26 protein-coding genes and 1 pseudogene are annotated in these 26,316 nt (G+C 50.4%); 13 read left to right on the top strand and 14 right to left on the bottom strand.

Annotation, left to right across the window (positions count from 1 at the left end):
* Positions 1 to 58: 58 nt before the first annotated feature.
* Entirely contained in the window at positions 59 to 1,081 is a 1,023-nt protein-coding gene (locus HFD95_RS06880) for an NADP-dependent oxidoreductase (protein ID WP_167429998.1), read from the top strand.
* Between the two features lie 160 nt (positions 1,082 to 1,241).
* The gene (locus HFD95_RS06875) at positions 1,242 to 1,718 is read left to right on the top strand and encodes a glutathione peroxidase (RefSeq protein WP_033773751.1); all 477 of its coding nucleotides are present in this window, start codon (positions 1,242 to 1,244) and stop codon (positions 1,716 to 1,718) included.
* Positions 1,719 to 1,834: 116 nt separating this feature from the next.
* Here the strand turns inward: HFD95_RS06875 and HFD95_RS06870 are convergent, their stop codons facing one another.
* On the bottom strand, positions 1,835 to 3,022 hold the full coding sequence (locus HFD95_RS06870) for an MFS transporter (protein ID WP_167429997.1): 1,188 nt from the start codon (positions 3,020 to 3,022) through the stop codon (positions 1,835 to 1,837).
* A gap of 172 nt (positions 3,023 to 3,194) precedes the next feature.
* Complete coding sequence (locus HFD95_RS06865) at positions 3,195 to 4,124, bottom strand: LysR family transcriptional regulator (protein WP_167429996.1); 930 nt, start codon at positions 4,122 to 4,124, stop codon at positions 3,195 to 3,197.
* A 127-nt stretch (positions 4,125 to 4,251) separates the two neighbouring features.
* Here HFD95_RS06865 and HFD95_RS06860 point away from each other — a divergent pair, with 127 nt between their 5' ends.
* Together HFD95_RS06860 and HFD95_RS06855 are read left to right on the top strand one after the other, a co-directional pair.
* Entirely contained in the window at positions 4,252 to 4,818 is a 567-nt protein-coding gene (locus tag HFD95_RS06860; protein ID WP_050679444.1) for an NADPH-dependent FMN reductase, read from the top strand.
* Positions 4,819 to 4,861: 43 nt separating this feature from the next.
* The gene (locus tag HFD95_RS06855; RefSeq protein ID WP_167429995.1) at positions 4,862 to 5,386 is read left to right on the top strand and encodes a VOC family protein; all 525 of its coding nucleotides are present in this window, start codon (positions 4,862 to 4,864) and stop codon (positions 5,384 to 5,386) included.
* A gap of 257 nt (positions 5,387 to 5,643) precedes the next feature.
* On the opposite strand, the gene hemH is transcribed toward HFD95_RS06855, so the two are convergent.
* The 5 genes and pseudogenes from hemH to HFD95_RS06830 form a co-directional block, all read right to left on the bottom strand.
* Positions 5,644 to 6,615 carry a ferrochelatase gene (gene hemH, locus HFD95_RS06850; RefSeq protein ID WP_033760042.1) on the bottom strand — a complete coding sequence of 324 codons (972 nt, stop codon included), beginning with the start codon at positions 6,613 to 6,615 and terminating at the stop codon, positions 5,644 to 5,646.
* Between the two features lie 630 nt (positions 6,616 to 7,245).
* On the bottom strand, positions 7,246 to 7,536 hold the full coding sequence (locus HFD95_RS06845; protein ID WP_010259114.1) for a Bor family protein: 291 nt from the start codon (positions 7,534 to 7,536) through the stop codon (positions 7,246 to 7,248).
* Between the two features lie 199 nt (positions 7,537 to 7,735).
* Positions 7,736 to 7,870 (bottom strand): annotated as a pseudogene (locus HFD95_RS06840) (molecular chaperone DnaJ); the annotation flags it as partial.
* Positions 7,871 to 7,936: 66 nt separating this feature from the next.
* Positions 7,937 to 8,389, bottom strand: a complete 453-nt coding sequence (locus HFD95_RS06835) for a GNAT family N-acetyltransferase (protein ID WP_022624663.1) — start codon at positions 8,387 to 8,389, stop codon at positions 7,937 to 7,939.
* 339 nt (positions 8,390 to 8,728) lie between these two features.
* A complete protein-coding gene (locus HFD95_RS06830) occupies positions 8,729 to 9,826 on the bottom strand; it encodes an alkene reductase (protein WP_010670674.1) in 1,098 nt (365 codons plus the stop codon).
* A gap of 119 nt (positions 9,827 to 9,945) precedes the next feature.
* On the opposite strand from HFD95_RS06830, the gene HFD95_RS06825 reads away from it, so the two are divergent.
* Positions 9,946 to 10,875 carry a LysR family transcriptional regulator gene (locus HFD95_RS06825; protein WP_022624662.1) on the top strand — a complete coding sequence of 310 codons (930 nt, stop codon included), beginning with the start codon at positions 9,946 to 9,948 and terminating at the stop codon, positions 10,873 to 10,875.
* Here HFD95_RS06825 and HFD95_RS06820 read toward each other — a convergent pair.
* Genes HFD95_RS06820 through HFD95_RS06810 form a run of 3 tightly spaced genes read right to left on the bottom strand, consistent with a single transcriptional unit; the run spans position 10,858 to position 13,810 of the window.
* On the bottom strand, positions 10,858 to 11,829 hold the full coding sequence (locus HFD95_RS06820) for a nuclear transport factor 2 family protein (RefSeq protein ID WP_080571089.1): 972 nt from the start codon (positions 11,827 to 11,829) through the stop codon (positions 10,858 to 10,860). The genes HFD95_RS06825 and HFD95_RS06820 overlap by 18 nt on opposite strands.
* Positions 11,830 to 11,843: 14 nt before the next feature.
* Entirely contained in the window at positions 11,844 to 12,824 is a 981-nt protein-coding gene (locus HFD95_RS06815; protein WP_167429994.1) for a TIGR03571 family LLM class oxidoreductase, read from the bottom strand.
* Positions 12,825 to 12,880: 56 nt separating this feature from the next.
* On the bottom strand, positions 12,881 to 13,810 hold the full coding sequence (locus tag HFD95_RS06810; RefSeq protein WP_010670669.1) for an alpha/beta hydrolase: 930 nt from the start codon (positions 13,808 to 13,810) through the stop codon (positions 12,881 to 12,883).
* 121 nt (positions 13,811 to 13,931) lie between these two features.
* Between HFD95_RS06810 and HFD95_RS06805 the strand changes: the two genes are divergently transcribed.
* On the top strand, positions 13,932 to 14,840 hold the full coding sequence (locus tag HFD95_RS06805) for a LysR family transcriptional regulator (protein ID WP_010670668.1): 909 nt from the start codon (positions 13,932 to 13,934) through the stop codon (positions 14,838 to 14,840).
* Between the two features lie 1,163 nt (positions 14,841 to 16,003).
* Here the strand turns inward: HFD95_RS06805 and HFD95_RS06800 are convergent.
* A complete protein-coding gene (locus HFD95_RS06800; protein WP_010259842.1) occupies positions 16,004 to 16,840 on the bottom strand; it encodes a MipA/OmpV family protein in 837 nt (278 codons plus the stop codon).
* A 206-nt stretch (positions 16,841 to 17,046) separates the two neighbouring features.
* Here HFD95_RS06800 and HFD95_RS06795 point away from each other — a divergent pair, with 206 nt between their 5' ends.
* The 4 genes from HFD95_RS06795 to HFD95_RS06780 all read left to right on the top strand — a co-directional run bounded on the left by HFD95_RS06795 (position 17,047) and on the right by HFD95_RS06780 (position 20,648).
* The gene (locus tag HFD95_RS06795; protein ID WP_010259845.1) at positions 17,047 to 17,724 is read left to right on the top strand and encodes a response regulator transcription factor; all 678 of its coding nucleotides are present in this window, start codon (positions 17,047 to 17,049) and stop codon (positions 17,722 to 17,724) included.
* Positions 17,724 to 19,112: a HAMP domain-containing sensor histidine kinase gene (locus HFD95_RS06790; protein WP_029519286.1), complete on the top strand. Its 1,389-nt coding sequence runs from the start codon at positions 17,724 to 17,726 to the stop codon at positions 19,110 to 19,112. Before HFD95_RS06795 ends, HFD95_RS06790 begins: the two co-directional genes overlap by 1 nt.
* Before the next feature lie 49 nt (positions 19,113 to 19,161).
* Positions 19,162 to 19,599, top strand: coding sequence for a hypothetical protein (locus tag HFD95_RS06785; RefSeq protein WP_364109860.1), 438 nt, complete (start codon positions 19,162 to 19,164; stop codon positions 19,597 to 19,599).
* A gap of 317 nt (positions 19,600 to 19,916) precedes the next feature.
* The gene (locus tag HFD95_RS06780) at positions 19,917 to 20,648 is read left to right on the top strand and encodes an aspartate/glutamate racemase family protein (RefSeq protein ID WP_022624658.1); all 732 of its coding nucleotides are present in this window, start codon (positions 19,917 to 19,919) and stop codon (positions 20,646 to 20,648) included.
* Between the two features lie 158 nt (positions 20,649 to 20,806).
* On the opposite strand, the gene HFD95_RS06775 is transcribed toward HFD95_RS06780, so the two are convergent.
* A complete protein-coding gene (locus HFD95_RS06775; protein ID WP_033773736.1) occupies positions 20,807 to 21,517 on the bottom strand; it encodes a YnfC family lipoprotein in 711 nt (236 codons plus the stop codon).
* 717 nt (positions 21,518 to 22,234) lie between these two features.
* Here HFD95_RS06775 and HFD95_RS06765 point away from each other — a divergent pair.
* Complete coding sequence (locus HFD95_RS06765) at positions 22,235 to 22,621, top strand: hypothetical protein (protein ID WP_052271244.1); 387 nt, start codon at positions 22,235 to 22,237, stop codon at positions 22,619 to 22,621.
* Positions 22,622 to 22,819: 198 nt separating this feature from the next.
* Positions 22,820 to 23,071, top strand: coding sequence for a hypothetical protein (locus HFD95_RS06760; protein WP_242640426.1), 252 nt, complete (start codon positions 22,820 to 22,822; stop codon positions 23,069 to 23,071).
* A 290-nt stretch (positions 23,072 to 23,361) separates the two neighbouring features.
* Here HFD95_RS06760 and HFD95_RS06755 read toward each other — a convergent pair whose 3' ends face one another.
* Positions 23,362 to 24,609, bottom strand: a complete 1,248-nt coding sequence (locus HFD95_RS06755; protein WP_033780070.1) for a sensor domain-containing diguanylate cyclase — start codon at positions 24,607 to 24,609, stop codon at positions 23,362 to 23,364.
* Between the two features lie 433 nt (positions 24,610 to 25,042).
* Positions 25,043 to 25,426, bottom strand: coding sequence for a nuclear transport factor 2 family protein (locus HFD95_RS06750; RefSeq protein WP_010670660.1), 384 nt, complete (start codon positions 25,424 to 25,426; stop codon positions 25,043 to 25,045).
* Between the two features lie 233 nt (positions 25,427 to 25,659).
* Here HFD95_RS06750 and HFD95_RS06745 point away from each other — a divergent pair, with 233 nt between their 5' ends.
* The gene (locus HFD95_RS06745) at positions 25,660 to 26,301 is read left to right on the top strand and encodes a TetR/AcrR family transcriptional regulator (protein ID WP_060678978.1); all 642 of its coding nucleotides are present in this window, start codon (positions 25,660 to 25,662) and stop codon (positions 26,299 to 26,301) included.
* The last annotated feature ends 15 nt before the right edge of the window (positions 26,302 to 26,316 follow it).

Genomic DNA, 26,316 nt, shown 5'->3' with positions numbered 1-26,316 from the left:
TCAGCAACAGAGGCACCTGAAAGTACGTCAGTGCTAAACATCAGAGGATAAACACCAAATGAAAACCAGGACGATGCGAGCCTTTAGGTTTAAGCGCTACGGGAAATCACCTGAGCTGGGATTTGAAAATGTAGATTACCCTTCCCCCGCTGCCGATGAAATCCTGGTAAAAGTCTATGCCGTTGGTCTGAATCCCATTGATCACATTATCCCCGTCGGAATTTTCAAACCGATTCTGCATTTTAAACTTCCGGCGACGCTGGGCAGTGATTTGTCAGGCGTGGTGATTGCAACAGGAAGTCGGGTGACACGTTTCAAGCCGGGCGATGAAGTCTTCGCCAGCATTTTCGACACGGGAACAGGTTCACTCGCCGATTTTGCATGCGTTCCTGAAAGTCTCGCGGCTTTTAAGCCTGAAAATATGGATTTCATTGAGGCTGCTTCACTGCCGATGGTTAGCCTCACCGCCTGGCAGGCGTTTACAGAGAGAGCACATCTGCGGCCTGGCCAAAAAGTGTTTATTCCGGCAGGTTCGGGAGGGATTGGCACTATTGCGATTCAGCTGGCAAAGCATCTTGGCGCCCGGGTAGCGACGACGACCAGTTCAGCCAACGTAGAGTGGGTGAGTCGGCTGGGCGCAGAAGAAGTGGTCGACTATAAAAAGCAGGAATTTGAAACCGTGCTGAGTGGCTACGATCTCGTACTCGGCACGCTGCGGGGGGATTCCATTGAAAAATCCATGCAGATTCTTAAACCTGGTGGAAAGATTGTTTCTCTGGTTGGTCCATTAGACGTTAATTTCGCGCGAGCCCGGCAGCTGAATATCTTGCTGCGGATGATTTTTGCCCTGATGAGTCGCAAAATTATGCGCCTTTCAAAAAAGCGCGGTCTGGATTATTCATTTCTCTTTGTGCGTCCTGATGGCGATCAACTCACCCAAATCGGCAAACTTATAGAAGCAAAACACATCAAACCGGTAATCGACAGGGTGTTCCCATTTGCAGACACAAAAGATGCCCTGGCTTACCTTGAACAGGGACATGCAAAGGGTAAAGTCGTGGTTAAAATTCATCAGGAATAACAACCAAATCTGACGTGGGAAATAGTCATTAACTCAGGTGGTAGCACCTGAAGCCAGGATGCTGGCCTGCTAACTAAGCATCTGCTTCCCAGACCCCGCTCTCGTTATGCACTCTGTGGTAATGTTAACGTCACACGGTTTTTGCTCTGAGGATTGCGACATGTCTCCCTTTTATCAACTCACTGCCACCAGTCTGAATGGCCAGCTCATCCCGATGGCCGACTACGCTGACAAGGTGGTTCTGGTGGTTAATACCGCCAGCCATTGTGGATTCACGCCACAATACGCAGGTCTTGAATCGCTCTATAAAAAGTACGCCGCGCAGGGGCTGGTGGTGCTGGGTTTTCCCTGCAACCAGTTCGGAAAGCAGGAACCCGGCGGTGCCGAAGAAATCGCGCAGACATGCCACATCAACTATGGTGTGAGTTTTCCGATGTTCGGGAAAGTTGAGGTCAATGGCACCTCAACGCACCCGATTTTCCGTTACCTGAAAGATGAATTACCCGGCGTGCTGGGTGGTCGTATTAAGTGGAACTTCACTAAGTTCCTGATCGGCCGCGACGGCAAACCGATCAAACGCTTTGCCCCGACCACCACCCCGGAGAAAATGGAATCCGCCATTCTTGCTGCTCTTTAAGTGAGGTGTTTTACCATCTCACTGTCAATGACGGGATTACCAGTAAACTGTTTCTTTCCGCTCCACCTGGCAGCGCCTGTAACTCATCGACGTCTGTTCAGTGCCAGAAGCGGACGTTACTCACTGTGAGAAGCTGAACGCATAGCAGCGCTATGCCCGGTTTTGTCAGTCAGTCCGGATATAACTGCCAGAATCAGCGCTATAACCGAGAGTATCGCGCCTGCCCAGTCAGGCGACTGAAGACCAAAGCCGGCCGCTATAACTGCCCCTCCCAGCCATGCACCCAGGGCATTACCGAGATTGAAGAGGCCTATGTTAACGGCTGCAGCCAGCGTCGGAGCCCCTGCCGCCCGCGCTTTGTCCATCACCAGTTTCTGGATGGGGGACACGGTCGCAAACCCAAACGCAGCCATCAGAAAAATACAGACCGCTGACATGACCTGGTTGTGGGCAGTAAAGTTAAATACCAGCAGGACTACGGCCTGAGCGGCCAGGGTGACGTAAAGCATCGGCATAAGCGCGCGATCGGCATATCTGCCGCCCAACTGATTACCGACAAATAGCCCCAGACCGAACAGCAGCATCAGCCATGCCAGGCTGCTTTCGCTGTATCCGGCCAGCCCGATCATCATGGGTGCGATATAGGTAATGGAGGTAAAAAATGCACCCGGCCCAAAGACCGTTATGCCCATCGCCAGCAGAACATTGACGTTGCGGAAGGCATAAAACTCGTGTGCGAAATTATGGTTCTCCGGACGGGGCTGATGCGGGATAAGCATGCCGACGCTGATAACCGTAACAACTCCAATTGCGGCAATAACCATAAAAGCATCTCGCCAGGAAAGATGCTGCCCGATCCAGGTACCGACGGGAACACCAATAAGATTTGCTACGGTCAGTCCCATGAACATGAATGCAATCGCCCTTACCCGCTTAGACGGCGCAACCATATCGGCAGCAATGATCGAACCAATACCAAAGAAGGCGCCGTGAGTCAGAGACGTGATGATCCTGCCCAGAATGGCAATGCCCAGCGTGGGCGCAAAGGCCGTAACGAGGTTACCCGCCACAAACAGCAGCATCAGGAAAACCAGCATGGCTTTTCGGGGCACTTTTGAGCCCAGAATAATCAGGGCCGGCGCGCCGACAAAAACACCCAGCGCATAAGCCGTTGCCAGATTTGCGGCCACGGGAATAGTAACGTTGAAATCAGCGGCAATAACGGGAAGCAGGCCGGCAATGATGAATTCAGTCGTACCGATACCGAATGCACCAATCGCCAGCGCCCAGAGAGCAAGTGGCATAACAAATATCCTGTCAGTTAACCTATTTTTTTGTCTGAGCTGCGCATAACACGTGCCGGCTTTCGTTTAAAGAACCGGCACATGACACGGTGATGGCAGCAGGACAGACAGGATATAAGCTTGCTTAGAGTTGATAAACAGCCCTGAAATCGCCTGAGTGGTGACAAAAATTCTACTTAAGCGTGCCAAAGTATCCTTTTTCGGCCTTACTCAGCAGTTCATCGACAATAAGCCTGACCCTGGGGATCAGATGCCTTGTCCGGGGCCAGACAACGTTCAGCCCGACGGGTACGGGCATATGATCGGGCATAACAGCAACAAGCCTGCCCTCATCAATATGGCTGTTCACCATCGATTCCGGAAACTGGGCAATACCTGCTCCTGCCAGGCAGGCCTGAAGCATGGCGTCTCCGTCGCTTATCTGGTGTGCCGAGGCCGAGATAAACTTTATTTCCCGCTCCCCGGCTGGCCGCAGCCGCCAGGCAAGCGGTGCCCCCCGTCGGTACCCCATAATGCAGCAGTGTTTTTTTAGCGCTTCGACATCAAAGGGCTGACTATGCCGCTCAACATAAGCGGGAGATGCGCAGAGCATGAGGCGCTGTCGGCTCAGACGACGCGCAATCAGCTCATCGGTACTCTGCAGTTCGCCCAGGCGCAGTACCAGGTCAACGCCCTCCTCAACCGGATCAATCAGACGATCGTTAAAGGTCAACACCAGACGCAGGGCTGGATAACGATTCATCACTTCAAGCAGCACCGGCATCATCAGATTGCGTCCGAATGATGCTGGCATGTCTATACGCACCGTTCCGGCAGGATTGTCCTGCCGCCGGCTGAGCGTATTTTCAGCCGAGTCCAGAATTTCCAGCGCAGAGAGGCAACTGGTGAGATAGGCCTCTCCGTCACTGGTCAGACTTAGCTTACGGGTTGAGCGGTGAAACAGCCGCGTTCCCAGCCTCTCCTCAAGCCGCGCCACGCTTTTTCCGACGGCAGATTTTGTAATGCCCAATTGCTCAGCAGCTTCAGTAAAGCTGCTGGACCTGGCCGTTGTGACAAAAGTCGTGATTCCTCGCAAGGATTCGGCTGTAAACCCGGTAGACATAAAGTTGACTCTCTGGCGACTCATAGCGTGTTTATCGATGTGTAATTCTATACCAGGCTTAAGTCAGTTCGAAAACAAAGTGCCGGCACCTGTCGGCGTATCCATCTTAAAAACACAGGGAGCAGTCATGTCACAGACAAGACCTTTGAAATTTGTCTCACTGCTGGGCAGTCTTCGCGCGGAATCTTTTAACGCCGTCGTAGCCCGCAATCTTAGCCTGCTGGCGCCGGCAGGCGTGGATGTCAGCGCGCTCAGCTCTGTCGGAGAAATACCGCATTACGACGCTGACCTGCAGGCTCAGGGGTTTCCTGAATCGGTTGTTGAAATGGGACAAGCGATAGCGGCAGCAGACGGCCTGATCATTGTTACACCTGAATATAACTATTCTGTGCCGGGTGCCCTGAAAAATGCGCTGGACTGGCTTTCACGTCTTCCGGATACCCCTGTCGCCGGTAAGCCCGTCGCCATAATCACTGCGTCACCCGGTGCCATAGGTGGTGCAAGGGCGCAGTATCACCTGCGTCAGATTCTGGTCTTTCTTGACGGCAGAGTGCTTAACAAGCCAGAGGTCATGATTGGACAGGCCTCATCCCGGCTTGATCCGAAATCCGGCCGCATAACGGATGCGGACACCCGTGACCATATTTCGGCTCAGCTTAGTGCGCTCGCGACAATGGCGGCCCGCCAGGGCTGATTAATAACATTACTCACATCTGAACAACCACAGGGAGAAAACTATGTCTACCAACGTTATTCGCGGTATGGACCACGTCGGCATTACCGTTGCTGATATTGATGAGGCTACCCGCTTCTTTTCTGACGCCTTTGGTGCAGAAGTTATTTATGACTCCGTCTCGCCTTCAGACGATGACGTAAAAGGCGAAGAAACGGAAAATATTCTGAACCTGTTCCCGGGAACGAAAATTACCACGGTCAGAATGATGAAGCTGAAGCACGGCCCGGGACTGGAACTTTTTGAAATGAAGGGGCCAGAGCAAAGTCAGCCCGTGCGACCCAGCGATTATGGCCTGCAGCATTTTGCTGTTTACGCTGATGACATCAACGAGGCTATCAGCCTGTTCGAGCAGGCTGGCGGGAAAATGTTTACTTCTCCTCAGCCCCTGATGTTTCCAACTGAGGTGGGAGAGAATAACTTTTTCTGTTACGGCCGCACGCCGTGGGGTAGCGTCATTGAACTGATTTCTTTACCTTCAAAGCTGCCGTATGAAGACCATACCTCTCTGCGCCGCTGGAAGCCCTGAGTGTAACCGGGTGCGCCAGCGCAGGCGTACCCGTAAATACTAAACGTCCGCTCCTCGCTCATAGCTGACTTGCCCACGAATAATCTCCGACTCATACCCACGTACAAGGCAGTTGCTTGCAGCTGGAGTGGCTGGTTTTCCAGGCGGCCCCTATAACGCCGCCCCGGAACGTATCACATACATGTCCGGGAGGGCCCACTTCTGGTTTCACTATGAATGTTGACACCTGCAACATCCTGCTCCCAAGAGTGTGAAAATCATCCCTGAAACCGATTAAGGTTCACAAGTTGTCGCAGCATCTCGATATGAATCGGTTTATCATTAAGCGCCGGTATGTAAGTAAACGATGTACCACCCGCATGCATAAAAATCTCCCTGTTCTGCTCATCAAGCTCCTCAAGCGTTTCTAAACAGTCTGATGCAAACCCCGGGCTGATTACCTGCAGGCTTTTTATTCCTTCATTCGGTAGATTTTTAATTGTCTCATCAGTAAAAGGCGTTAACCATGGCTCTCTGCCGAATCTTGACTGGAACGTCATCAATATTTTCAGTGACGGCATATTGATTGCTTCAATGAGTAATTTTGTCGTTAACTCACATCTTTCCTGGTATCGGTCCCCCTCTTTGACAAACCTTACCGGTATACCATGATATGAAATTAACAATGCATCTGGAACGCCGTTAGCTTCGAAAGATGCCTGAACGGATGCTCTTAACGCTTCAATGTAGGCAGGGTGATCGGCATAGTCATTGATGAAATTTATGGAGGGTGTATACCGGTTCTTCATTATCTGCAGGTGACGGCTCACGCTATCCCAAACAGAAGAAACGGTCGAAGATGAAAACTGGGGATACAAAGGAATGACGATAATTTTATCGACGCCTTTTTCAAGTAGCCTGTCAATTGCACCACCTATACTCGGCTCGCCATAACTCATCCCCAGCTCGACGGGCATACCTGTCACTTCTTCAAGCGCACGGGCTTGCCTGACGCTGTAAACCATGAGAGGGGAACCTTCCTCCATCCAAATCGAAGAATATAATTTCGCCACTCGCCTTGCACGTAATGGGATAATCACGCCATGTAGAATGGGGCACCAGATGATTCTCGGTAAGTCGACCACTCTGTAGTCATGCAGAAATTTAGATAAAAATTTCTTTACAGCAACAGGCGTTGGTTCTTTTGGTGTTCCAAGGTTAACAATCAAAACACCCTGTTTATTCGTCATCAGGTCGGTCCCTCAAGGCCATTGTCACTAACTCACTCATGCCAGTCACTCCGTAGCAGCTTGTCTTAAAGGCCTCAATTTGACCTCATTTTGTAGAAATAATTGAAATGCAGATTGACTGTTTCACGGCTTATGATGCTATGAATCTGATTGCAGCCATCGTTTTTACTCAATGATCATGATTTTAGGACATATCATCAGTGAAAACATTACTTTCTCTATCGTCAGATTTAACCAGTGCGGGGCTACGCGACGTCATCATTGAAGTCGGGGTGTGGAGGAGTTAGCTGGAGGAGGTGAGAAAAACCGGATCTGGATGCCCGCGCAGATGCATGCTTTAGGCTTGATCTTTTTATGCGTATAAGTGATGAAGGCGACTGACCTGCTCCCTGTTAATCCTTACAGCACGCTTTTTGCAATGTCTGTTACTCGCTCAAAGCGGACTGACACGCATCAACAGCTTACCACTGCTTTTACCAGGCTGGACGACGTTGCCTGAACTCGTTTCGGATATCGTCGTCAGCAGGCGAGCCGCGCAGCGGTGCGAGAGCAGAATTTAATAGTTACAATATACTAATGCGATTTAATAACAGGCGCAGGATTAGGCCGGCGAACCGGCCTGAGGCATTATCAGATGGCGCAATAAACGCGCGCTTCACGTGGCGTGTAGATACCAAACGTCACCACGCTCAGTAAGCCATTAACAAACGTCTGCTGCACTTCAACCCGGTTAACTTTTTCCTGGCCGCCGCACACCTGCGCCGCATCAATGCTCTTACGCTGACCGATACCTGAAACAAAGAACGGCTGGCTGGTGGTTTTCGTCGCCGCGCCAACTTGATTCTGTTTCATTACGAAAGTCTGCTGCGCACAGCCGGTTAAACTCAGAGCCAACAACGCCGCAACACAAAGCTTGTTCATAAATATCCTTATCGCCTGAAATGAAAAAAATGCTGAGTGAAATCATCACTCAACCAGCAATCAGGTTATCGACAACGAAAGCGGAAACATGAGAAAAATTTTTAAGTACCCCCTAACGGATACGTTTTGCTGAATAGTACAGCAATAAAAAAAGCCCCTGCACAGCAGGAGCTTTTTATGTTTACCGCAGCGTTTCCGCTTAGCGAGTCAAATCGTCGAAGAACTTTTTGACGCCATCGAGAAAGCTTTTTGAATGCGGACTATTCTTCTCGCCCGCCGCACCACCAAAGCTCTATTCCGGCTTACGCAGCAGCGACTTATGCTTCTCGCTCATAGTGGACCCTGGGCTGCCGTCAGTCCGCTTAGTGCCAGAAGCGGACATCAGTTCCAATTAATATAGTCAGCGTAATGCCTTTGAGAAACAGACAGCTTCTGCCCTGCCTATATATGGGCCGTAATTCTCGATAGGGACATAACCATTTTTCATGTAGAAATTTACAGCACGATAGTTGATGTGTCGGGTTTCCAGCCTAATTTCGATATATCCCATCTCTTTTGCAGATTTTTCAAGAAAAGTGAGTAAAGCAACGCCAATCCCTGACGCACTTCGGTCTGAAAACATCCTTTTAATCTCGGCTATATTTTTAGTTAATGGCCGTATAGCACCACATCCCAAAGCTTTGCCTTGAGAATTCTTTGCTAATGCCCATAAAGCATTGTCATCACTCATTGCTTCGACGGTGAAATTGCTTTTGCCGTTATCACCAGTAATAGCGGCAAGTTCTGCTGATAGAACTTCGACTAAGCGATGGGACTCTGACGAAAATGGATCTGATTTTTCTACTGTTATCATGGTTATATCCTGCAGGATAAATGTGACCAACTTAAAGCATCCTGTTAAGGAAAGCATCAGCCTAAAACGAGTGATGGGACAACACTTATTCAAACCATCCTTGGGATGTCATGTCCGCTCCTCGATCATAGCTGGCCTGACACCAGCCTCCGTTTCGTGCCAAAAACGGACACTGGATTTGAAGGCCCATGATGTAAAACCACGCTAACGAAGTAATTATTTGAAATTTATTTATTTGGAATTTTAACTATTAATTGAATAGCTCCTCTCCCAATCGCGTGAAAACCGGAGCTGTTTTAGGATCGGAGGCATTTCGGATACATTCCAGCTTATGGGAACTTAATCCACGTGATACGTGGGATAATCTATATAACCTGTATCTCGCCCGGTATAGAACGTATCTTTATCAGGAATAGCTATCGGCCACCCATTTTTCATGCGATTAACGAGATCAGGATTGGCTATGAAAGGACGCCCAAATGCGATTAAGTCGGCATATCCTTCTCTGAGTGCCAGTTCTGCATGCTCCTGTGTATAGCTGCCCGCGACAATAAGAGTTCCCTCGTAGGCCTCACGAAACTTTGTCAGGAAGCCAGCTGGAATGGCCTGAGCTCCGAGTGATTCCTGATCGCTCAAATGCACATATGCGAGATGTCGACGACGCAGTTCGATAGCCAAAGATAACCAGGTATCCTGCTCATCATCAAAAGCATGCATATCCTGCAGACGGCCATAGGGCGCAATACGGATACCTGTCAGATGACTCCCGATGGCTGCAGAGACGGCATCCACAGTTTCCAGCGTAAACCGCAGACGATTGGCAATATTACCGCCATAACGATCTGTTCTGTCGTTAAGTCCACCATTGATAAATTGCTCGAAGATGTAGCCGTTAGCCGCGTGGATCTCCACACCGTCAAACCCCGCCTCGATAGCATTTTTAGCCGCCCGAACGAAATCCTGCGTTATTCGCGGGACTTCATCCGTTGCTAATGCGCGGGGCTGGCTGTGAAATACGCGTACAGACTGACAGTTATCACCGGGAATGTGAGTGGTGCAGCCTTCTGCAACGCGTGATACGGAGCTGACCGGTGCCTGCCCATCAGGCTGGTGAGCAATGTGAGAGGAACGTCCTACGTGCCATAGCTGGATGAATATTTTCCCACCCTGCGCATGTACTGCCTCAGTAACTTTTTTCCAGCCCACTATCTGTTCGTCAGTGTAAATTCCCGGCGTGTAAGCCTGTCCACGGCCTTCCATTGAAACAGGTGAACCTTCGGAAACAATTAAACCTGCTGTTGCGCGCTGGCGATAGTAGGTGACCATACTGTCAGTGGGAACAAGGTTATAGGCCCGCGATCGTGTCATTGGTGCCATAACGACACGATTGCTAAGCTTTATTCCATTCATTGTAAAGATATTCAGCAACTCGCTCATTCTGTCTCCTGAAGCCATTTCATGGTAAAAATCTGTTAGCAACGATCTTATCCTTATTTGAAGGCCATGATTACCTGGGCAAAAAGCCCCTCAGTGTTGAGATAAAGGAACCAATATTTGTGACGGCACAACTCAATGGCGTACAGGAATTTACTGAAGTCGTCAGAAAAGGCAGTTTCGTTGCTGCAGCTGAGGGTTTAGGCGTGACGCGTTCTGCACTCAGCAAAAGCATCAAGCGTCTTGAAATTCGGCTGGGGGTTCGTTTACTCAACCGCAGTACGCGAAGCCTGTCGCTGACACCGGAAGGTGAGATCTATTTCAATCGCTGCACTGCTGCTCTGGATATGATTTCAGATGCCGAAAGCAGAATAGAGGCGGGAATAGTCGAGCCATCTGGACTGATGCGGCTGACGGTTCCCGTGGCCTTTGGGCACCTTTTCATTATGCCCTTACTCAATATCATGGCTTTAAAATACCGGGCCCTGAATATCGAAGTTGATTTCAGTGATCGGGTTCGCGACCCGGCGACAGACGGCTTTGACCTGGCGCTGAGGCTTGGCCCCCTGCCTGACTCAGGTGATTTGGTTGCCACCCGCCTGGGCGAGCAAAGGCTTACCATTTGCGCCTCTGAGGGCTATCTTGAACGAGCAGGCACCCCCATTGATCTTCGTGAGCTTTCATCACACAGATGCATTTCAGGGTTACCGTCAGACGGGCAAACTTACTGGCTAATCCGGGGTAAAGAGGGACACGTTGTAAGGCATGTTGTTTCCTCAGCCTACCGTTTTAATAATGGTCAAGCCATGCTGGAAGCGGCTATTGCCGGATGTGGGGTGACGCAACTTCCGGACTGGTTATGCGGTGATGCCATCAAAAAGGGGCAGCTTCGTGCAATTCTACCCACATTTCAGGCACCGCCCACCCCCATTTCTGCAATTTGGCCCAGGACTCACACGGTCCTTCCTAAAGTGAGAGCCTTGATTGAAGAACTGAAAAAAGAGTTGCCGGCACGCTTGCCGAGCGCGCAGCGTTCATCTGTTACGCGGTAATGCGGTATCAATACCGGATACATCGTCTGTTGAAAGCCAGCCTGGATTATATTCGCTCCAGCATATTGACCAACGATTGTGAGAATCCTTTTCCATTCCAACCCGGTAATGCGCGCCGTAGATTTCGCGCTCCCCTGAGTCGTGTGTTTTCTCCGCGATAATACGGCCTATTATCAGGATGGCCGACTGACGATCGGACTGGATACATACTTTCAGCGGTTCACCATAATGCTGCATCCAGGGCCACGGAAGCCGGAAGGCTTTCATTGCGGCAATAATATTCCGCCTCCCTGATATGTAGCCCAGGGGGGTAAAATTACCCGCAGCATTTTCACTAAAGCATGTGCTGAAAAGTTTGAAATCTGCCTGGTCCAGCGCCCACGCATAGCGATACCAGGTATCGATGACTCCCTGTTCTTCACTCGTATCACGGTGGTTTTCTGGCACAATATGCCAGGGGGCGTCAAGTTCACTGATGATGGCGACTTGCGGAAATCCCTGATGCCAGCCGGATTCTTCAGCCGGTAGCAGCCATCCCGATAACAACTGCCTTGCACCTGAAGTCCAGGTTATTTGCAGGTGAAGAGTATGGATAACAGGTTGGGACTCATCTGTGCCTGCCCTCATCACGACCGTCCCCCCAAACCGCACCTGGTTATGACGTCCGGAACCTTTGCGCGAAGCCTGCCCGTGCAGGTATGCACTGGCGACGTAATCTTTATCGTTCCGGCGCTCAACGGTGTTTGTCAGCGTAACGGATACGTTATCCAGGTCAGCAAAGTCATTTTGCAAAAGGGCGGTGACATTTTCACGGCCGGAAACTGTTCCACGATGACTGCTGACTAATCTGACCGAGGGGTCCAGCCATTGGCTATTGTCTGAGCAAGCATTTCCTGACCAGGTTTCACAAAAACTAATCAGGCTCTGCACCGAAGAATGAAATGAACTGTTCATTTATTGTCCTGCGTTTATTCAGAAGGAAACTCGGGTAACACGAATTCTGCCATTTCAGCCATCACCTCGGCTGCGGGCCGTGTCAGCGGTTTCAGATTTAACGCAACGTGGTTTACCCCCTGGCGTTCCTGCTCCTTCCATAGCTTTATCAGCGCATTGCGGCCGACAGTGATGCCATTCATCAATCTGCGAAGCGGGGCGTCAGGGTTAGCATCGAGGTCAAAAAAGGTGGCATAGCCATAAGGTCTGAAACGATTGTCATCGTAATCGCCACGCCAGAATTCAAGCAATTCCGGGAGCGTTGAGAAGTCACTCAGATGCCATATCCATCCGTCGCTTTCTTCAGCTATCCAGCTCAGGTCCTGCCGCGCCCGCCCTACCACAATCATCGGAATGCGGGATTTAAAAGGTTTAGGAATAAGATCAAGGTTGCCTGAAAGCCTTCCGTAAAACGCCGTTTCAGCCACCGGGAAGGACGTCTCACTGACGGTTTTAATCAGACCAAACGCCTCCCGATAGCGTTCGGCACGGTTATCATAATCGGCTCCAAACGCAGGATATTCTACAGCGCGATCCCCACTGGACAATCCCAGCAGAAGGCGCCCACCACTTAGCTGGTCCACAGAGGCTGCCTGCTTGGCCAATATAATCGGGTCCCGCAGAGGTAACACCATACCGGTAGTACCCAGGGTTATGCGTTTAGTTTGGGAGGCAAGAAATCCAAGGTAGACCATAGGATCCAGCATTTGTCCGGTGTCACCAAACCACGGGTCATAAAAGGGTACATCTCTCATCCAGAGAGCGGAAAAACCGGCGTCATCAGCAAATTTTGCCAGCGCCTGATGATCCTCCAGAGTTGGGAAAGGTGAATCCGGATAACCTTCAAGTGGCATAATAAAGCCGAAGGTCAGTCGGCCCGGGCTGAATACGCGCTTATATGCGCTATGTGAGGCAAGATCCGGCGGATAAGTGAGTTGTGTCTGTAAAGGGGGCATTTTCACTCCTGACGGGCGCAATCAGTTGCGCCCGTTATTTAGTTCATCACTGATGATTACTTCGCTGCATCCTGCAGGGCCTGCTTCATAAACACGACGGAGCTTTCCAGTGCCTGCACCGCTTCTGGCTGCAGCGTGGAGAAGAAATGCCATGCGTGGAACATACCCGGCCAGACTTCCAGATTTACGCGAACCCGGTGATCGCCCAGATGAGTTGCGAGCCGCATAGCGTCGCTCAGCATCAGTTCGTTTTCGCCAATCTGAACCAGCACCGGCGGCAGACCTGTCACATCGGCAAACACCGGTGATGCCATTGGGTGATTAGGCAACGCATCGCCCAGGAAGGTGCGTGCCAGGAAATCCAGACCTGCCTTGGTGTTCAGAGGATCAAGGCCTTCCCGGTTGGTCATGGAGACGCCCGTGTGCTCAAGGTTGGCCCATGGGGAAATGGAAACACCGCCAGCAGGAAGCGGCAGGCCTTTATTACGTGCAGCTACCATAACGGTAACCACCATCGCTCCGCCCGCAGACTCGCCCGCCAGTACGATTTTGCTGGCGTCAAAGCCCTGCTCAATCAACCACTCATACGCACGAACAGTGTCGGTAACAGGCGTAGGGAAGGGATACTCCGGTGCCAGACGGTAATCCGGCATGTAAACCCGTGCGCCCAGCATGCTGGCGTAGTTACCACCAATGCCGTGATAGCCCGCCGGTTCACCGACAATGTAAGCACCGCCGTGGATGTACATAACGATGGCATCAGTTTCAAGGTTGTCGGGGGTTACCAGCGTTCCCGGCACGCCTCCCATGTCTACCTCAGCAAAACTGACACCGGAAGGTGCAGGATTTTTGGCCAGCATACGGGTGTAGGCGTCACGCACCTCACTCATAGGCGTTACGGTATCCTCACCGGTAAGGATTGGACCCAGGCCGGCCAGGCTTTCTGACCATTCTTTTACGGCTTGTTTGGTTTGTTGATTCAGCATTTTTATTCCTGTTTGTATTTGCGTTAAAAAATAACAGGAATCTATAATATATAAACATTTGGGGAATGTGCTTCCCGTATGGGGGTACGTTAACGCCCGTATTAAAGAGGATATATAAAGCATGGAGATCAACAGCATTGGTGATATCGCCGCGTTCGTCGCGGCGGTAAAAGCCGGGAGTTACACCCACGCAGCGGGCTCCCTCGGGCTCACACGTTCTGCCATTGGTAAGAGTATTGTCAGGCTCGAAACGCGCATGGGGGTTCGCCTTCTGAACCGTACCACCCGGAGTCTGAGTCTGACCGATGAAGGGAGGATCATGTTCGAGCGTTGCCGACAGATACTGGATGACCTGGAAGAGGTTGATGCCGCGATGGCCATGCGCAGAGGTAAGCCAACGGGGACTCTCCGGCTGAGTGCGCCGCTTTCTTTTGGTCAGCACCATATCCTTCCCATTCTTGATGTTTATCTGAAAAAGTGGCCGGAGCTTCGTGCGGAGGTGTCCTTTAGCGACAGGTTTGTCGACCTGATTGAAGAAGGCTTTGATATTGCCATTCGCATCGGTGAACCTCGCGATGATTCGCGCATTCTTACCCGAACGATTGCTTCGCAGCACATTGTCACTTGTGCATCTCCCGAATATTTGTCCTCACGGGGCATTCCAGAAACGCCCTCAGACTTAACCAGGCATGACACTATTTTTCTTCTGAGTGCAGAAAAGAGACGCAGCTGGCGGTTTGCGACTCCGGAAGGCACTTTTGTGTATGAAGGACCCGGGCGGCTAAACCTCGACAGTTCGGAAGCCATGCGGGCATCGGCAATTTCCGGATTTGGTATAGTCCACTTACCAACCTATTTGCTTGGAGAAGATTTGCGTAGCGGTAAATTAATACCCGTGCTTGAGGACTATCCCTTCCCCCCTGAACCTGTTCGGATCATTTACCCCAGTAAACGACATTTATCCCCGCGCATTCGCGCCTTTATCGACCTGCTGGTTGAAAGCTGGGAGCAAGGCTTACCCTGGGAATAAGGGAAATGTCCGTACAGGACTTCCAAACGCAGTTATGTGGCATTCATTTACAGGTTCCACGTCCGCTGTTCGCTCATGACCGTCCCTTAGCCTCACTTGAACTATATAAACTTCCCCAGACATTAACTTTTTTGCCAGTAAGTCTCTCAATAGCCTCAATTGCGTCTGGATCACCATGGCGAGCCATGCAATATAAACAATCGCCGCCACAGTCAAAATTCATAGTTTCTGGTGTTTTGCTCACCGGTTGGCCGCAGGTCTGGCAAGTGTTTACATTCACTGGAATGACATCCTGTTTAGATTTTCACTAATATGTTGCTTAACATAACATCCCAAGATCGATCTGCTCCCTGATAATTCTCATAAAATGCTTCTGGCAATGTCCGCTATTCGCTCTTAGCGGACCCAGCACCTGATGAGACTGGCCGCTTGGTGCCATAAGCTGACATTACTGACATCAAGATGTACTCATATGCAGGGAGCAATCTACAGCCATATCATTTTCTGAGTGGGTATAGTTAAGCTTATGTCCGAGACTGTTCTCAAAAAGTAAGTAGTCGGCATTATCCTTGTGACCGTCTTTACTCCGAGTCTTAATCCATCACCGTGGCGGAGGCAGGCAACTCGCTCTATCGCATGCTCGCTTCATTGTAGGTACGACACTGGGCTTATTCTTATTAATACGGTACATCCCGCTTTTTTTACGTCGCCTGGTTGCCCGATAGATTCCCTCAATCGCGGTGCATGTTCACCAGCACCTGTCGGGACGTTCAGGCGCAGATGTGCCATCGGGGAATAGGGATTGCCGCCATGCTGCCAGGGACTCATGGCGACGCCATCGCCGGATTGCAGAGTATTCAAATGCCGCCGAGGGATGTCACTATTATCTCCGGCATATCGATCGCTGCGGTCCATACTGGATATCGCCGATGCATTGCTGGCGAATTCCGCAACACCAGCAAGGTAGGCATGTTCTTCGGCGCGCGCGCTTTTGCTGTTGCGCCAGCGGAGGTGAACAGATGTTATACATGTTCGGGGCTGAAGCTTTAGGTTTTGCAATCTGTTGCGTACTGCCCCGTTAGCTGAAAAGAGGGTGGATTAGAAAGCGTGTTTATTGGCAGAGAAGAGCCATAAGCTGGCGGGAAACACACATTGAATAACGATCAGAAGTGGTATGTCACCAGCAGGCTTCCTGTGGGTGATATTTCTCGTTGCACAATCGGGCTATTGCGCGCATCTCCCGTTAACTGCGTAACGCCTGCTGCGGCAATCACGCTCCAGTCCTCATTGAACTTGTGTGTCCAGTCAAGATTCATCGACCAGGCATAAATTCCCGATCCGGCATCATATCGGATAAACCTTGATGCAGCCGATTGAGATGCACTGACTCCGTAGTAAGTCTGCATGTATTTGTCCGTCCCCCAGCTGCCGGTCAGCGCCAGCGTTACTGTATTATTCGGTGAGGTATAGAGCGGGCTATTAATGCCAAAATGCAATGCCGTGCCATTGTTTTGCTCAGAAAATGGCACTTCAGCCTGCAATTGCAAATTAAGCCAGTCGGTCACCCCGTATCCCAAGCCAAATACACCGAGAGCCGAGCCTTTGACATCCCCCATACCTCGCAAATAGTCGCTGCCATCGCTTAGGGAGTCACTGTCCACGTCACGATCCTTACGGCCTGCGCGATAGCTCACCGCAGCGTTGTAATCGAATTTGCCGATGTTATTGCCATAACCGATGCCCCGCGTGGAGCTGACGAAGAAACCATTTTCCATGGTGTAATCAAGCACCAGGGAAGTCGTGACGCGGCTTTTGTCCGAACCAGAATAACGTGGCGTCACGTTCGCGCCGCCTCCCACCGTCAACGCGTTGCCCTGATTCTGTGCTGCCGCCAGTATCGGGGTGGTCAGTAACGCCAGGACTGCGCCCGACAACATTTTTTTCAGGCTGTACCCCGTGAGTGAAAGGGGGAACTTATGACGCAGTGTGTTATTTCTCATTAAAGAAGTCCTTATGCATTCAAATGATTACGATGCAAGCGGGTTGTAAACGCCAGAACGTTCATTTTGAATGCGCCCGCTAAAGTTCTCATGAGCCAAAAATGAAGAAAGGGTGAAGCAACCACAGATGCTGCAAAGCTGATAGATTTCCTGATACCGTTTTTTTCTTCAGACGTTCTTCATTCACTGCTGATACCGTAACCATTGTGAAAATACTCCTGATTGAAGACGACCTGGATCTCGGTAACGGCATACGTATTGCCCTTGCAGATCAAGGATTTGATGTTATATGGGTTCGCCGCAAAGAGGATGCGCTGCATCAGCTTGATGTCTGCGTGCCTGAACTTGTGTTGCTCGACCTCGGATTACCCGACGGCGATGGCATGAGTCTGATGGTGGGCCTGCGTCAGCAGCACAAGGGCATTCCCGTGATCATCCTGACGGCGCGAGGCACACTGCACGATCGCCTTTCCGGGCTGGACGCGGGTGCAGACGACTATCTCGTCAAACCGTTTGTTCTCGCCGAGTTGCTGGCGAGGGTGAGAGCGCTTGCGCGCCGCAGTTATGGTTTTCAGAACGAGGCGATAGAACTTCGGGGATTATCACTTTTTGTGCCCACACGACGCGTGACCGTGAATGCACGGCATATTGAGTTGACGGCAAGTGAATACGCGCTGCTTGAAACGTTGATGTTACGCACTGACCGCGTGCTTACTCGCAGTTTTCTGGAAGAAAGGATCTTCGGCGCAAAAGAAAATATGAGTAATGCGCTTGATGTGCATATGGGGAATTTGCGTCGCAAAATCGGCGAAGGCTATGTACGAACGGTGAGGGGCGTTGGGTATGTCATTGATACCGTACCCATTCAGAAGGGAGCAGGTTGATGCGAAATGTCTGGCGCCATCTGAGAACCCCAACGTTCGTGCGGCGAATTATGGTAGCGCAGATGCTATTGCTCACTCTGCTCTGGTGTCTTTTTCTGACTTACGTTTTGTGGGAGGACTTACGTAGTCCGGCGATATTAACGGGCAGCAAGACGTACGAAACCATTTTTACTGTGGTTAAGAGTATGGACGATCGCCCGCAGGAGCGAACGCATGTGCTGGCTGCATTAAGTAAGGCAGTACGGGAAAATTATGGCGGCGGTGAAGATCCAGCACTCTCAATCAGCCTTATCGTACGCGAGAATAAAGAGATAATTTATGCCTCTGATGGTGCGCCAGTCGGAGTGATAAACAGCCGTTATGGAAAAATTGAGCGCGTGGAGAGTGATGGTCGCGCCTGGAACAGCCGTACCTTAAAGTCCGGGAACGCCGACACAGAGGTCACGCTTATCACCCCTGCTGGAGGCTGGAATTTCTTTATCTATCTGAACTCGCGTGGCTACTACGTGATGCCGCTGCTGGTATGCATTCCTTTTCTTTTGTTCCCTGCCTGGCTGTCGATCCGCATTGCAATGCGCCCATGGAATAAAGTGGTAAATGAAGTGTCCTTACGCACGCCGGACGATCTCTCGCCCTTAAAAGCAGTGCCAAAGCACAGGGAGCTTCGCCAGATGGTTGACGCAGTTAATGGATTTCTTGCCAGGGTGCGGGAAAGCACTGAACGGGAACGCGTTTTCATTGCCGATGCCGCTCACGAGTTGCGTACCCCCCTGGCGGCGATGCGAATCAATGTTGAGGCGCTGGAATCTTATGTGAGCAGTGACAGCCAAAAAGAGTTGCTTGCGGGCATTGTTCGCAGCAACAGCCGTGCGGCTCGTCTGGTCAATCAGTTGCTGCTGCTGATGCACAGCGAAGCGCGCATTGACATGGTTATGGAGCCTTTGCCGCTGACAACGCTCATACAAGAACGTATGGCCGGGCTGGCACCGCTCGCGGCGGAACGCAGGATTGAACTTGAATTTTACGCCGAAGAGGAAATCTGGGTGACTGGCGTCAGGGAACGGTTAATGTCGCTTATCGATAACGTAGTCGAAAATGCCGTGAAGTATAGCCCCTGGGGCGGGAGGATTGAGGTGGAATTACGATCCTTAAATCAATCCACGCAGTTACGTGTTTCAGATGCAGGGCCTGGCATTCCCGTTGAATTGAGGGAGCGCGTGTTTGACAGATTTTTTCGTGATCCTAACCAGCTGCAAAGCGGGAGTGGGCTGGGGCTTGCCATCGTTAAAGCCGTTGCGCAGCAACACAACAGCAGCGTAAGCCTCAGTACGTCGGCAGAAGGTGGGCTGATGGTTTCGGTTGATTTCCCAAATCACAAGTCCGCCTGAAAGCAAGGACAACGTTGATCCGCCCCGGCGAATGGCCGTTACCTGAATGATGGAGTTAAACGTGAAATACGTTGTTCTTGCAAGCCTGTTAATTTCGCTCTCACTAAGCGGGTGCGCTATTACGGTCAGTGAACTAAAAAGCAGCCAATCCTCTTTTGACGGCAGTTTCGTGAGCAAGGCAGGCTCATCTGATACTTATCGAACCCTAAGGTACATGGCAAGACAGTGCCTCGAATATGAGGCATATTCAGGAAATCCGGTCATCGTACTGAGCGAATTTGATGGTGAACGCAAAGCAGGGGAGATTAATCAAAAGTTCCTTTCACAGGGATTGTTGATAAATAACACGCTAATTGAGATCGAAAGTCGGCATGGTGACAACGCACAGGTCTCCCTTTATACAACCAAGAACGTCTTGAGCACGGGAATCCGGTCACCAAAGATAATTGATATCAAGCGCTGGGCTGACGGCGATAAAACGTGCTAGCGCGACACCGCGAAGCATTCCAGTTATATGACTTGCGCCACATTGATTAACACCGCAATTCTAAGTAATACCTTCATCAGAGGTGAGAGCCACTTCAAACTTCCGCTATTCGCTCATAGCGGACCTTCCGGAGCGTAGGTCCGCTTTGTGCCTGAAGCCTGCTCTCTCCGCATCATGATGTGTTGATCAATTGCGGCAGTTCACCTGCACCTTTCTGAGTGACCTCCGGCATGTTCATTCCGTTCGTCTGTAATTTTGCAGGCAACTTATCGATAATTTGTTAAGCGGAAAGAAGATCTTAAAAGGAGGCACTGACAATGACTTTTTCTATAGGTGTGCTTGCAGGAATGGGACCCCGCTCCACAGCCCCCTTCGTTGATATGCTGGTAACAGACTGTTACATCGGGTACGGAGCGAAATATGATATGGATTTTCCTAAAATGCATATTATCTCGTTGCCGACACCTTTCTGGCCTGGCAAGAAAGTTGATGATAATGCGATGATCGCAACCCTGCAGCAGGGTATTACCGAACTCGTCAGGGCCAAAGTGAGTCTGATAGCTGTTCCCTGTAATCTTGCGCACTGCTACTTTGCCGAAATGAAGGCGGTGAGCTCCGGTATCCCACTTCTGCATATCGCAGACATTGCACTTGAGTCACTGCCTGCAGAGGCAACCAGGATTGCTGTACTGGCTACGGAACCTACACTGGAAGCGGGTTTTTATCAGGCGCGGATAGAAGCTTCTGGCAAAGAGATTATTGATCCACCTCTGCTTCGTGAGATGACCACATCGCTAATTGGACGGATTAAAACGAAAGGTTTTCATGACTCCGGTGTACAGGCAGAGTGGATGAATTTAATGTCTGTAGTGGCAAATCTTAATGTGGAGGCTCTTCTTATTGCCTGTACAGATCTTAGTCCCCTGATAACTGAAAACACTTTCAGCTTTGTCATCGTAGATACGGCAGCAAGCCTTTCCAGTGCGACCATTAAAAACTACAGACGTATGTCCGGGAAAATTACAGGCGGCACCCATAATACCGGCTAACCTGATGTCCGCTCCTCGCTCATAGCGGCCTCTAGCTCAGTTAGCTTGTCCGCTTCGTGCTAGGAGCGGACATTGATAATATTTCAATGGCATTAAAAATTAGGAAGCAGGACAATCTCTCGGGAGAGGTTGCGTTGGCTTTGATATTTTTAATAGATTCAGAAATATTCCGTTTCGTGATTAGAGATCCATATCAAGATTGAGCTACGATAGTCGTCTTTAGTGGAGGCGATCAGCGAGCATTTATCTGCATTACCATCAGCGGTGTAAGCACAGCTTTGCTTCAGTCGGACAATTAAGTCCCCTGTTTTTGATACGCTCTCTGAGTCAACAAATTGCGCACTTCCGGATGGATAAAAGATACGCGTGTCCTTCCGATCTTTATAGTTTCTTATACGCACAGGAAATTGGCTATTGTGATATTCATATCGCTTTACAACTTCGCCCGTGTCTTTGTCCGCGATTGTTTCAAGCAATCCGCGCACATTATAGCTGAGTACATAATTGCCTTTTTCATTCTCAAGCTCAGTGATTTCGCAGCGTTCATTGATTTTTCCGGTAATACTCTGACCTTTAAAAGAGGTCAGTACACCATCTTTGTTTACCAAATGGAATTCATGGCCATTTGCCTTATCAACCATGTTGATATTAGTAAAGCACCCGTTACGATCGTATCTAACTTCTGTCATCGCCTGAAGTTTACCGTAAATATCTCGGATCCACTGGAGGCTATGTTTTACGTTCCCGGTAGTTGCATCATGCTCGAACAAAAGAGCAGCATTTAAGACTGCTGGTTTGAATTGAGTAAATGCAGCGACATTAAATGACATTGCCAAAAGTAATAGACTTAAAAGCAACCTTGCTTTCATTATTTATTCCTTTATTAGTAGGATCGCACTCTAAGGTGGTGGGGCAACTCAAGTTATCAAATTCTATGCGTAAAGACACGAATAATCGAGATGCTTCCATGTCACAATTTAAGCGACCGCTTTTCGCTCAAAGCAGCCAGTCGATGCGCTAACATCACGTTTTCAATCAGTCACCGTTTATTGCACTGGCGAACGTGTGCGGAACTTCCGCGATGTCTGTTCCTCTGGGCTTCCTTTCTTCCCATAATCTGCCGATTGGCATGCAGTTCTGCGCAGGATTTAATCAGGAGAACTTATTGCTGGCACTGGCGGGTCAGCTTGAAAGCGCCTATCCGTGGCAGACAAGAAAACCGGAAGTGTGGGCTGGTCGCTTAAGACCCTTTCAGAAGCATCGCCTGATGCTTTTTTCCAGAACGTGTAAGCGACGACCTCCTCTCTGCTATTTTTTGTCTCGAAAATAGCGTGGAGAGGCGACCGGCTCATAAAGTCACCTGGAAAACTTTAGCTCACTGCTCACGGTTGACATGACTCTCCGTAACAGGCATACCACTTTGTCAGTTTTGCCGTTAGCGAACAGGTGAACAACCGGGAACTTCCGCTATCGACCAACCTGATGTTGTGAGTATTTGCGCTCGTCGTCAGAAGCGGAATAATATCGATATCGGTGGTTTAGACTGTTGAAGTAACAACTCAGGGCTGAAAGAGCAGGAGATTAATATGCAATCAGTTCACCTCATGGGTGACGGATACGAACCTCATGTGACACAGGAGGAAGGTAAACTGACCTACTCATTGCCTGTCGATTCTGGTTTTATCAGCTATGAATTTGCCTTTGAGATTAGCCGGCACGATCTGGATATTCTGCTTTCCGATGATTACAGACGTGCCGTGCTCGAAATTACTGCGCATACCTTGCTCCAGCGTTCGACGCTAAAAGGGTATGACCGCTTTATCCAGAAAGACTTCGATAAACTGGTCACAAATACCCTTCACTCCACACCCGATTTCCTGCAAACATTCATTTCTCAGATAAGCCATGAACATCACATTGTTATAGAGCATTACGTGAAAGAAATCATGGACCGGCGTTCTGCCTCACAATGAATACAATGAGTACTAAAGAACACATTTAAACTTTATGAAGTGAAAGCGACTGTCCCTTCAGGTGGGATATAAAGTGCAAAACAGTGTCCTGCGATAGCTCTACACCTGAACATTCAGATAAAAGGGAGGTTTTACAGAGTGACTTGTGAGTTCTGTCAGGATCTATGTGTTAAATACGTTATACGGGAACCTCGTCAGTTGCGCCTGGCAATACGTATTGCACAGAACGCAGTTAAAGAAGAGATCATTTCCGAAGTTTCAACCATCAATAACTGGAATCAGTACACCTTTTCTGAATGTGCTGAACAGATGATTTGGGGCGATATCGTTGATTACCATTTTGCATGTAATCATTGCGGAACCTCGTTCGTGCTGGGAGCTGAAACCTATCATGGCAGTGGGGGTTACTGGTCTCCCGAAAGTGAAAAACCAACAGAAATAATAAACTGACGCAATGAATTGCCGTACGCGGAGTTCCGCGAAGTCACTCAGGCCAGTTCATCACAGACGTTTGAGGGAATTCAGTAGCCTGTCTCGCACATAGATGTTGGTCACCAGCCCCAGACTTCGCTGTGCCTGAAACAGAAATTCTTTCTGCCGTGGCACGCGGTTTCAGAATATAAGGCGGGTTAATCAGGCGTTCAGGAAATGTGTCCTTGCGGGAACAGGCGGCAAAGCGTTAAACGTAAGATCTATTACCGTTAAATCCGGAAGGTCATACCAGCAATCATATGCATCGACTAAGGCTCTTCTGACTCAAAAAACTGATACGACCCATCACGTCGGGCTTTGGCCTGGTACATCGCTTTATCCGCGTTTTCGAATAATATTTTGGCCGATGCCGTCCCGAAGCGGGCAAGGCTGATACCGATAGCCGCGCCAATGCGCACGTCCATATTATCAATGGCGAATGGCGCGTGCAGACTTTCAATAATACGCAGGGCAATGGCAGCGGCTGTATCGCGATTTCTGCACTTTGCCGCCACAACAAATTCATCTCCGCCCAGTCGCGCCAGTGAGTCGCCCGGACGCATACAGCGTTGCAGCCGTTCACTGACCTGCTGCAGCAAGGCATCCCCTGTCGCGTGGCCCATCAAATCGTTCACCGCCTTAAAGCCATTCAGATCGATAAACATCACCGTCGTATAGGCCTCATCATCCACCTTCGCCAGCATGCGCCCGACCTGGTCGTTGATCCAGGTACGATTATGCAGCCCGGTCAGCGTATCCAGCGTTGCCAGCTTCTCCAGATTGCGCATCCTCTCTTTGTCTCGCGTAATGTCGCGCGACACCAGAACTGCACCGATATTTTTGCCGGTAGAGGGATTGATGACGCCACAGGCTTTGGTGCCCAGAATGATGTAGTGGCCGTCACGATGGAGCTTGCGCACCTCAACGACGTCCGGCAGTACTCCCCCGTTGAAGATGCAGGCCAGAGCTTCAGAGGCGGGGCCGCGGTCATCGGGATGCAGGAAATCCACCACCAGCTGACCGACAACTTCTTCAGCTGTCCAGCCAATCATTTCGCTATAAGAGGGCGAGATTGAAACATACCGACCATCCGCGTCGCAATGGGCAATCAGATCGGTGCTGTTTTCAATTAACAGACGATATTCTGCCGCCGTGCGCAGCGCATCTTCCAGCGCTTTACGCTGTCCGGTCACATCCAGAATGAAGCCGTTATACTGCAGACGGGACGTGCCAGGCTGGCGATCCGGCAGGCCAGATACAATGACCCGACGCGTCTTGCCATCCAGACAGTTGATCGGCACTTCAATATGAAAAGGCGTCAGGAAATCAAGCGCGGCGGTCAGTTGCAGCGCGATCTTTGCATCGTCGTCGGCCTGTGCCAGTCTCAGCCATGAACTCAGCGTCACACCCTTCAGTTCAGGCATCAGACCAGCAGGGCTTTCCTGACTGGCGACGCAGATACCCTGGGCGTCTGTAGACCAGACAGCGGTAAAAGAGGGTTTGATCATTGTATTCATGGCGGCCGACTCCGACGTGGCTGACGATATTAAACAGGCTCAATACTCGTCGCTACAGACCTGATTATAACCGTTAATGTCCGCCTGTAGCTGAAGGAGGATCCGGAGACAGGTTCATCATCGCGAGAATACCCGCCATTGACGGCGGCTGACGCAGCGCTTATCCGTCTGCAGCTGCTGAGGTGCCGCCCTGCCCGCACAAAAGTGAGCGAGCCCGGGATTCAGTGTCAGAAGTATGAGCCAGTGTTTATCGGCCGATCGGCCCAGAATCTTTAATGATGCCACCTCTGCCAAAAGCGCTGGGGTATGATTATGTTGATTAATAGCAACCGGATAATCAGGCGTAAAATCACCTTACTGTTTTAGTCGTCTCAATACCTTTTTGCAGCCCGCAGCAAACGCAGGCTGCAACGGTCAGCTGACCAGACCTGGATCAGTCTGCCGTATGTGTGTGATAGATCTTGCTGACCACGGTCCAGCGATCGTTCACTTTCAGCAGGTTAAAAAAATCAGTGAAACGGAAACCAGAAATGTCGTCAGTGTCGATGCGGGCACTGGCGGCAGACCCAACAATATCTACGCGCACGATAGCCGCTTTTGCTTCGGGTGAAGGACGGAATGCGGTGTCGATGGTGTCAAACAATCCCTGAATTGGACCGCCGCTGAGGTTGCCGTCACTGTCGAGACCAAAAATGGTCGCCCTGTCGCTGAAAGCGGGCTTCATGAGCTCACTTTTCGCCTGCTTTCCTCCCTCGTTATACTGATTGAGCACTGCCACGATGGCGTTATAGTCCTGCACATAGGTCGTGTTATTCATCTGTTTTCTCTCCGTTCTGATTAACAAGGTATCCCTTCAGACACCCCGCTTTTGGGTGATATTTTCTGACACAGACATGTACCGACTCAGCGCGACAGCAGCCTGCCGGGGGAGCGCAGGCGGGATAAAAGGCGAGCCACTATGTCGATTTAATTCTGTAGTGAGCACTACGTAATAGTATTATTGTATAGTGATCACTATGTAATATGTCAAGAGAATGATTGAGGCCGTCTATGAAAATACCTGACCAGCCTGCTGCCACTGAAAAGCCGAAAGGCCGGCCACGAAGCTTTGACCGTGATAAAGCGTTGCTGAAGGCGCTGGATCTGTTCTGGCGCAAAGGTTTTGAGCCGGCATCGGTTGCCGAACTTTGCGCCGCCATGGAAATCAACCCACCCAGCCTCTATTCCGCCTTTGGCAACAAGGCAAAACTTTTTCTGGAGGCCGTGAACTACTACGAAACGAAGTACTGGAAAGCGACCTGGCTGCGGCTTGAGGAGACGCAGGATATTGGTGAAGCGATTGACGGTTTCTTTAGCGAAGCAGCCGATATTCTGCTCTCCCCTTCAGCGCCCTGCGGCTGCATGGTGGTGCTGGCAGCCATCAATGTTTCAGCAGAATCGACGGATGTTGTCAGGGCGGTTAGCGTTCTCAGGCAGGAAGGAAAAGATCTGTTTGAAAAAAGGCTGGTCAGAGCGGTTCAGGAGAAGCAACTGCCCGCAGATACCAACACCGTCGCGCTGGCTACCGTTCTGAATACGCTGCTGGAAGGCATGTCGATAGAGGCGAAAGACGGTGCGACGCTTCAGAGCCTGAAATTGATCGGCCAGCACGCCACCCGACTGCTTCACCCGCTCACAATCAGAAACAGATAGCATGAAACAGGTTAA

Source organism: Pantoea sp. EKM10T (assembly GCF_011800685.1).
Lineage (GTDB): Bacteria > Pseudomonadota > Gammaproteobacteria > Enterobacterales > Enterobacteriaceae > Pantoea > Pantoea agglomerans.
This window is presented reverse-complemented; position numbering and strand designations above follow the sequence as displayed.

Excerpts from the sequence above, each read along its gene's own strand:
- HFD95_RS06815 (WP_167429994.1), bottom strand. The coding sequence starts at position 12,824 with ATGCCCCCTTTACAGACACAACTCACTTATCCGCCGGATCTTGCCTCA.
- HFD95_RS06835 (WP_022624663.1), bottom strand. The coding sequence starts at position 8,389 with ATGATAACAGTAGAAAAATCAGATCCATTTTCGTCAGAGTCCCATCGC.
- HFD95_RS06800 (WP_010259842.1), bottom strand. The coding sequence starts at position 16,840 with ATGAGAAATAACACACTGCGTCATAAGTTCCCCCTTTCACTCACGGGG.
- HFD95_RS06845 (WP_010259114.1), bottom strand. The coding sequence starts at position 7,536 with ATGAACAAGCTTTGTGTTGCGGCGTTGTTGGCTCTGAGTTTAACCGGC.
- HFD95_RS06870 (WP_167429997.1), bottom strand. The coding sequence starts at position 3,022 with ATGCCACTTGCTCTCTGGGCGCTGGCGATTGGTGCATTCGGTATCGGT.
- HFD95_RS06790 (WP_029519286.1), top strand. The coding sequence starts at position 17,724 with ATGCGAAATGTCTGGCGCCATCTGAGAACCCCAACGTTCGTGCGGCGA.
- HFD95_RS06755 (WP_033780070.1), bottom strand. The coding sequence starts at position 24,609 with ATGAATACAATGATCAAACCCTCTTTTACCGCTGTCTGGTCTACAGAC.
- HFD95_RS06865 (WP_167429996.1), bottom strand. The coding sequence starts at position 4,124 with ATGTCTACCGGGTTTACAGCCGAATCCTTGCGAGGAATCACGACTTTT.
- HFD95_RS06805 (WP_010670668.1), top strand. The coding sequence starts at position 13,932 with ATGGAGATCAACAGCATTGGTGATATCGCCGCGTTCGTCGCGGCGGTA.
- HFD95_RS06860 (WP_050679444.1), top strand. The coding sequence starts at position 4,252 with ATGTCACAGACAAGACCTTTGAAATTTGTCTCACTGCTGGGCAGTCTT.
- HFD95_RS06765 (WP_052271244.1), top strand. The coding sequence starts at position 22,235 with ATGCAATCAGTTCACCTCATGGGTGACGGATACGAACCTCATGTGACA.
- HFD95_RS06775 (WP_033773736.1), bottom strand. The coding sequence starts at position 21,517 with ATGAAAGCAAGGTTGCTTTTAAGTCTATTACTTTTGGCAATGTCATTT.
- HFD95_RS06830 (WP_010670674.1), bottom strand. The coding sequence starts at position 9,826 with ATGAGCGAGTTGCTGAATATCTTTACAATGAATGGAATAAAGCTTAGC.
- hemH (WP_033760042.1), bottom strand. The coding sequence starts at position 6,615 with ATGACGAATAAACAGGGTGTTTTGATTGTTAACCTTGGAACACCAAAA.
- HFD95_RS06820 (WP_080571089.1), bottom strand. The coding sequence starts at position 11,829 with ATGAACAGTTCATTTCATTCTTCGGTGCAGAGCCTGATTAGTTTTTGT.
- HFD95_RS06875 (WP_033773751.1), top strand. The coding sequence starts at position 1,242 with ATGTCTCCCTTTTATCAACTCACTGCCACCAGTCTGAATGGCCAGCTC.
- HFD95_RS06785 (WP_364109860.1), top strand. The coding sequence starts at position 19,162 with ATGGAGTTAAACGTGAAATACGTTGTTCTTGCAAGCCTGTTAATTTCG.
- HFD95_RS06855 (WP_167429995.1), top strand. The coding sequence starts at position 4,862 with ATGTCTACCAACGTTATTCGCGGTATGGACCACGTCGGCATTACCGTT.
- HFD95_RS06750 (WP_010670660.1), bottom strand. The coding sequence starts at position 25,426 with ATGAATAACACGACCTATGTGCAGGACTATAACGCCATCGTGGCAGTG.
- HFD95_RS06745 (WP_060678978.1), top strand. The coding sequence starts at position 25,660 with ATGAAAATACCTGACCAGCCTGCTGCCACTGAAAAGCCGAAAGGCCGG.
- HFD95_RS06810 (WP_010670669.1), bottom strand. The coding sequence starts at position 13,810 with ATGCTGAATCAACAAACCAAACAAGCCGTAAAAGAATGGTCAGAAAGC.
- HFD95_RS06880 (WP_167429998.1), top strand. The coding sequence starts at position 59 with ATGAAAACCAGGACGATGCGAGCCTTTAGGTTTAAGCGCTACGGGAAA.
- HFD95_RS06780 (WP_022624658.1), top strand. The coding sequence starts at position 19,917 with ATGACTTTTTCTATAGGTGTGCTTGCAGGAATGGGACCCCGCTCCACA.